The organism is Micromonospora sp. NPDC047753 (assembly GCF_040642735.1).
Lineage (GTDB): Bacteria > Actinomycetota > Actinomycetes > Mycobacteriales > Micromonosporaceae > Micromonospora.
In genome coordinates this window covers 1-1,702 of sequence record NZ_JBEYSL010000813.1, presented here as the reverse complement: position 1 = coordinate 1,702, position 1,702 = coordinate 1, and the positions used below count along the sequence as shown (strand labels likewise).

Genomic DNA, 1,702 nt, shown 5'->3' with positions numbered 1-1,702 from the left:
ANCGAGGCTCTTGCGCAGCGCCTCCAGCTTCCACATGGTGCGCAGCGTCGAGGCCATCCGCGCCGGCGCCGCCGGCTTCCTCCTCAAGGACACCCCGCCCGACGCCCTGCGGGACGCCGTCCGTGTGGTGGCCGGCGGGGACGCGCTGCTGTCACCGGCGGTGACCCGGCGGGTGATCGCCGCGGCCGCCCGCTCCCCCGTCGCGGACCCGGCCCGGCTGATCGGGCTCACCGGGCGCGAACGCGACGTCCTGGCACAGGTCGGCACCGGACGGTCAAATGTGGAAATCGGGGCGGCCCTGCATCTCAGCCCGGACACCGCTCGCACGTACGTGAGTCGCCTGCTGCACAAACTGAACGCCCGCGACCGCGCCCAGCTTGTGGTTATCGCGTACGAGAGCGGGCTGGTGCGCCCCGGCGACGGCTGAGCAACGGCGGAGAGCAGCCGGCCACCACCTCGGTGAGCACCTTCGGTGCGGTGGCAGGATTCGGCCGGACGTGGCCGCCGCCGACACTGCGGAACCTCAGAAGAAAAGACGGCTGCGACTCTCTGGCGACGCCAACAGTTCGATGAACGCGGCACGGGACACAGCCGGGCCTCTGCTGTAGGTAGCGTGCGGAAATGACAAGGAGCGAGCGAATCGCGGACCAGCTGGACCGGCACTGGCACAAGAACCTGCGTCCTCGGCTGCACGGTCTCGCCGATGAGGAGTACTTCTGGGAGCCGGTGCCTGGCTGCTGGAGCATCCGCCCACGTGGCACGTCTGTCGCATCGATGCCGGCGGGTGCGGGGGCATGGACGATGGACCTCGCGGTCCCCGACCCGGTGCCGGCGCCGGTGACCACGATTGCCTGGCGGCTGGCGCACGTCATCGTCTCCTGCCTGGGCTACCGGGTCGGATGGCACTTCGGCGGCCAGGACGTCGACTCCCAGACGTTCGCCTACGCGGGGACCGCTGACGAGGCGCTGAAACAGCTCGACGAGATGTACGGGACATGGAACGCCGGCGTACGCGAGCTGTCGGATGCCGACCTGGAGAATCCGCCGACTGTCGGTCCTGAGCGGTTTCCCATGGAGGGGATCGTCCTGCACGTCAACAGGGAGCTGATCCATCACGGCGCCGAGATTTCTCTGCTGCGCGATCTCTACCGCTGGCAGGACGGGGCCGCGCGCGCATCCACCGGTAGATGACCGCACCGTCAGTGTGCTCAGCCGGCCATCCACTGTAGACGGAACACGACCATACGACGATGCCGACCGTCCGTTCGGCTCATATCCGTCGCTGGCGCCCGAGTGGGGCGGCACCAGCCCCAACGGCCTCATAGGCTCCGCGGGTTCCACTGATCAATCCCACGGAGGAAGCGGTAATGCCCAAGCAACTCGCCCGGCGCTGCCTTGCCGGGTTCGGGGTCGTAGGCGCGCTCCTCGCCGCCTCCGCCATCCCCTCCTTCGCCTCCCCTGCCGTCGAGGACCTCGATTTCTTCGCCAAGGATGTGGTTGTCGCCCCCGGCGGCCCCGCAAAAGGATCGAACCTCTTTGCCCGCACCCGAATCAGCACCATGGAGTGGGGCGCCCTTCGCCGAGCTGCCCGACTCGGCGCTGCACGCCGTGCTCGACATGCTCTCCGCGCCCTCCTCGCCGACCTGGCCGAGCGTCGTCGCCAGGAGCTTCAGGTGGTGCTCGCCACCTGAGCCGCCTTCGC

General features: G+C 69.1%; 3 protein-coding genes. 2 read left to right on the top strand and 1 reads right to left on the bottom strand.

All coding sequences use genetic code 11. The features are described 5' to 3' along the window. Together ABZ749_RS34810 and ABZ749_RS34805 are read left to right on the top strand one after the other, a co-directional pair. The coding region (locus ABZ749_RS34810) for a response regulator transcription factor (RefSeq protein ID WP_357235588.1) at window positions 1-427 on the top strand (427 nt) is incomplete at its 5' end. Between the two features lie 194 nt (window positions 428-621). Beyond that, window positions 622-1,191 carry a DinB family protein gene (locus ABZ749_RS34805; protein WP_357235585.1) on the top strand — a complete coding sequence of 190 codons (570 nt, stop codon included), beginning with the start codon at window positions 622-624 and terminating at the stop codon, window positions 1,189-1,191. Between the two features lie 128 nt (window positions 1,192-1,319). Here ABZ749_RS34805 and ABZ749_RS34800 read toward each other — a convergent pair. After that, the coding region (locus ABZ749_RS34800; RefSeq protein ID WP_357235582.1) for a hypothetical protein at window positions 1,320-1,702 on the bottom strand (383 nt) is incomplete at its 5' end.

Coding starts and splice junctions, on each gene's coding strand:
- ABZ749_RS34805 (WP_357235585.1), top strand. CDS start 622: ATGACAAGGAGCGAGCGAATCGCGGACCAGCTGGACCGGCACTGGCAC.